General features: G+C 72.1%; 3 protein-coding genes. 2 read left to right on the top strand and 1 reads right to left on the bottom strand.

Features of this window, described 5'->3' with window-relative positions; translation table 11 throughout:
* Positions 1-79 precede the first annotated feature (79 nt).
* Complete coding sequence (locus tag DY240_RS23680; protein WP_199702243.1) at positions 80-1,441, bottom strand: class II 3-deoxy-7-phosphoheptulonate synthase; 1,362 nt, start codon at positions 1,439-1,441, stop codon at positions 80-82.
* Between the two features lie 139 nt (positions 1,442-1,580).
* On the opposite strand from DY240_RS23680, the gene DY240_RS23675 reads away from it, so the two are divergent.
* Together DY240_RS23675 and DY240_RS23670 are read left to right on the top strand one after the other, a co-directional pair.
* Positions 1,581-2,795 carry a pyrophosphate--fructose-6-phosphate 1-phosphotransferase gene (locus DY240_RS23675; RefSeq protein ID WP_119662196.1) on the top strand — a complete coding sequence of 405 codons (1,215 nt, stop codon included), beginning with the start codon at positions 1,581-1,583 and terminating at the stop codon, positions 2,793-2,795.
* Positions 2,796-2,940: 145 nt separating this feature from the next.
* Positions 2,941-3,683: acyltransferase family protein (locus tag DY240_RS23670; protein WP_147375484.1), on the top strand; the 743-nt coding region annotated here is incomplete at its 3' end.

The raw sequence follows: 3,683 nt of genomic DNA, 5'->3' as shown, positions 1-3,683 counted from the left end.
TGATCATCGCTCAACAACGACTCACGCGACATGACCCCAACAATCGCGGCCCACACCGCCAATCTTTAGGAGACACGCCCTAGTTCGCCGACTCCAGGAGCTCGGCGACGAGGAAGGCGAGTTCCAGCGACTGCGTGCGGTTCAGGCGCGGGTCGCAGACGGTCTCGTAGCGGCTGCTCAGCCCGTCCTCGGCGATGGGGTCGCCGCCGCCGACGCATTCGGTGACGTCGTCGCCGGTCAGTTCGACGTGGATGCCGCCGGGGTGGGTGCCCAGGGCGCGGTGGACCTCGAAGAAGCCGCGGACCTCGTCGACGACGTCGTCGAAGCGGCGGGTCTTGTGGCCGCTGGGCGCCTCGTAGGTGTTGCCGTGCATCGGGTCGCAGATCCAGGACGCGACCAGCCCGTCGGCCTGGGCTTTCTGGATGAGGGCCGGCAGGGCGTCGCGGATGGTGCCGGCGCCCATGCGCGTCACGAACGTCAGACGTCCCGGCTCGCGCTCGGGGTCGAGCTTGTTCGCCAGCGCGAGCAGCTGGTCCGGCGTCGTCGACGGGCCGACCTTGACGCCGATGGGGTTGCGGATGCGCGACGCGAACTCGAGGTGCGCGCCGTCGAGCTGCCGGGTCCGCTCGCCGATCCACACGAAGTGCCCCGACACGTCGTACGGCGCGCCGGTACGGGAGTCGACGCGGGTCAGCGCGAGCTCGTAGTCGAGCAGCAGCGCCTCGTGGCTGGAGTACAGCTCGACCGTGCGCAGCTGCTCGGTGTCGATCTCGATGGCCCGCATGAACGACAGCGCCTGGTCCAGGCGCCGGGCCAGCCGCTCGTAGCGCTGGCCGGCCGGCGACGTGCGCACGAAGTCGTTGTTCCATGCGTGCACCTGGTGCAGGTCGGCGAACCCGCCGCCGACGAACGCGCGGGTGAGGTTCAGCGTGGCCGACGACGCGTGGTAGGCGCGGACCATGCGGTGCGGGTCGGGGACCCGGGCCTCGGGGGTGAAGTCGAAGTCGTTGACGATGTCGCCGCGGAAGGCCGGCAGCGTGACGCCGTCGCGGGTCTCGGTGGACTTCGACCGCGGCTTGGCGTACTGCCCGGCCAGCCGCCCGATCTTCACCACCGGGACGCTCGCGGCGTAGGTGAGGACGACCGCCATCTGCAGCAGCGTCTTGAGCTTGTTGCGGACGTTGTCGGCGCTGACCCCGGCGAACGTCTCGGCGCAGTCGCCGCCCTGCAGGACGAACGCCTCGCCGCGCGAGACGGCGGCCAGCCGCTCGCGCAGCAGGTCGCACTCACCGGCGAACACCAGCGGCGGCATGGCGCGCAGCTGCGCCACGGCGTCCTGGACGGCGGCGGGGTCGGGCCACTCGGGCTGCTGGCCGGCCGGCAGCGCGCCGACCGCCTCCGTCAGCTCCGAGTACAGCGCAAGGTCCTCCGGGGAGTTCACGCCTTACAGGGTAGGCCGCTCCCCGGCGAGGCCGCCGGGAACGCCCACACCCCGGACAGCCACGCCCGGCCTCCACGGGGACCGACGATAGGGTGGCAGGCGATCTGTCCCTCTCCACATCGACAGAAGGTCACCTCACATGCCCGAGAGCACACCTGTGCGCAAGGTCGCCATGCTCACGGCCGGCGGCCTGGCGCCGTGCCTGTCGTCGGCCGTCGGCGGTCTGATCGAGCGGTACACCGAGATCGCGCCCGAGGTCGAGATCATCGCCTATCTCGACGGCTACGCGGGCCTGCTGACCGGCCGCTCCATCACCATCACGCCCGAGATGCGCGCCACGGCGTCGCGGCTGCACCGGTTCGGCGGCTCGCCCATCGGCAACAGCCGGGTCAAGCTGACCAACGTCGCCGACTGCGTGAAGCGCGGGCTGGTCCAGGAGGGCCAGGACCCGCTGCACGTGGCGGCCGAGCAGCTGACCCGCGACGGCGTCGACGTGCTGCACACCATCGGCGGCGACGACACCAACACCACCGCCGCCGACCTCGCCGCGTACCTCGCCACCAACGACTACGAGCTCACCGTCGTCGGGCTGCCGAAGACCATCGACAACGACATCGTGCCGGTGCGGCAGAGCCTCGGCGCCTGGACGGCCGCCGAGCAGGGCTCGATCTACGCCCGCAACATCATCGCCGAGCACTCGTCCAACCCGCGCATGCTCATCGTGCACGAGGTCATGGGCCGGCACTGCGGCTGGCTGACGGCGGCGACGGCGCGCGCCTACCGCAAGTGGCTGGCCGCGCAGGAGTGGGCGCCTGAGCTGGGCGTCGACCCGCGCCGCTGGGACGTGCACGCCGTCTACCTGCCGGAGCAGAAGCTCGACCTCGACGCCGAGGCCGGCCGGCTGCGCTCGCTCATGGACGAGCTGGGTTGCGTCAACATCTTCCTGTCCGAGGGCGCCGGCGTCGACGAGATCGTCACGGAGATGGAGGAGGCCGGCGAGGAGGTCCCGCGCGACCCGTTCGGCCACGTGAAGATCGACAAGATCAACCCGGGCGCCTGGTTCGCGAACCAGTTCGCCGCCCGCGTCGGCGCCGAGAAGGTCATGGTGCAGAAGAGCGGCTACTTCAGCCGGTCCGCCGCCGCCAACGCCGACGACCTGCGGCTGATCAAGAGCTGCACCGACCTCGCCGTCGAGTGCGCGCTGCGGCACGAGGGCGGGCTCATCGGGCACGACGAGGAGCGCGGCGGCCGGCTGCGCGCCATCGAGTTCGACCGCATCAAGGGCGGCAAGGAGTTCGACCCGTCCACCCCGTGGTTCGCCGACCTCCTCGGCGCGATCGGGCAGCCGGCCTGACCTCGCTCGACCCGCGTCACCAGCGGCCGCGGCGGACCTACCCGTTCGCCGCGGCCGGAAACGGGTATGCCTCGAGGGACGAGTCCGCGGGACACACCGGCGGGCTCGTCGGCCTGTGTCCCCGGCAGACGCGCGAGGTGGTTGGATGACGGCGGTCGTGACCGCCGAGGAACGACCGAGGTTCCGGCCCGACGTCGAAGGCCTGCGCGCCGTCGCCGTCCTGCTGGTCCTCACCTACCACGCCGGACTCCCGCTGGTCGGCGGCGGGTTCGTCGGCGTGGACGTGTTCTTCGTCATCTCCGGGTTCCTCATCACCGGGCTGATCCTGCGTGAGGTCGAGTCGACGGGGCGGCTGCGGCTGGGCCGGTTCTACGCGCGCCGCATCAGGCGGCTGCTCCCGGCGACGGCGGTGGTGCTGGCGGCGACCGCCGCGCTGACCCTCCTGCTGCTGCCGCCGCTGCGATGGCCCGCGATCGCCGGCGACATCGCGTCGGCTGCGACGTACGTCGTGAACTGGCGGCTGGCGTCGGAGTCGGTCGACTACCTGGCCGCCGAGGACGCGCCCAGCCCGGTCCAGCACTTCTGGTCCCTCGCCGTCGAGGAGCAGTTCTACCTGCTCTGGCCGGTCCTCATCGTCGCGCTGGTGTGGTGGCACCGGCGCCGCCGCGGCACGTCGTCGCTGCGGCGGACCCTGCTGGCCGGGCTGGCGATCGTCGCGGTGCCCTCGCTGGCCTGGTCGGTGCACCTGACCGCCGACTCCCCCGGCGCGGCGTACTTCCTGTCGACGACGCGGGCGTGGGAGCTCGCCGCCGGTGCCGCCGTCGCGATCGGGGCGCGGCGGCTGGAGCGGCTGCCGGCCGGGGTCGCCGGCGCGCTGGCCGGTGGCGG

Source organism: Jiangella rhizosphaerae (genome assembly GCF_003579925.1).
In the GTDB taxonomy this organism is placed as follows: Bacteria; Actinomycetota; Actinomycetes; order Jiangellales; family Jiangellaceae; genus Jiangella; species Jiangella rhizosphaerae.
This window is presented reverse-complemented; position numbering and strand designations above follow the sequence as displayed.

Bases quoted from the DNA above. Each gene is read 5' to 3' on its own strand.
- DY240_RS23675 (WP_119662196.1), top strand. From the start codon at position 1,581: ATGCCCGAGAGCACACCTGTGCGCAAGGTCGCCATGCTCACGGCCGGC.